Annotated in this window: 1 protein-coding gene; it reads left to right on the plus strand. The window is 41.8% G+C overall.

The window, feature by feature from the left end; translation table 11 throughout:
- Nucleotides 1-273, plus strand: a 273-nt coding sequence (locus EI161_RS14710; RefSeq protein ID WP_192530054.1) for an IS30 family transposase, incomplete at its 5' end; no start/stop codon positions are given.
- Nucleotides 274-380 lie beyond the last annotated feature (107 nt).

Below are 380 nucleotides of genomic sequence, written 5' to 3' on the forward strand. Positions count from 1 at the left end.
AAGACCATTACCTCTGACAATGGTAAAGAGTTTGCTCAGCATAAGAAGGTGAAACGAAAGCTCTTTACTTCCTTCTTCTTTGCCGATGCTTATGCGTCATGGCAGCGAGGAACCAACGAGAATACCAACGGCTTAATCAGAGAGTTCTTGCCTAAGGGTTGTGACTTTAGACAAGTCTCTGATAATGAGATACAGGACATTGAGAATAAACTAAACAACAGACCAAGAAAACGATTAGGGTTTAAAACGCCTATGCAGGCGAGCCTTTCCTAAAAAGTGTGTAACTGCTTATAATCCACTAACAGGAGAATAAGCAATGACTAACCAATCTGACATCAAGAAACTGGCTGAGCAAATGGCCAGCAGCATGAAAAGCTTCG

It is taken from the genome of Psychrobacter sp. FME5 (assembly GCF_014861375.1).
Taxonomy (GTDB): Bacteria; Pseudomonadota; Gammaproteobacteria; order Pseudomonadales; family Moraxellaceae; genus Psychrobacter.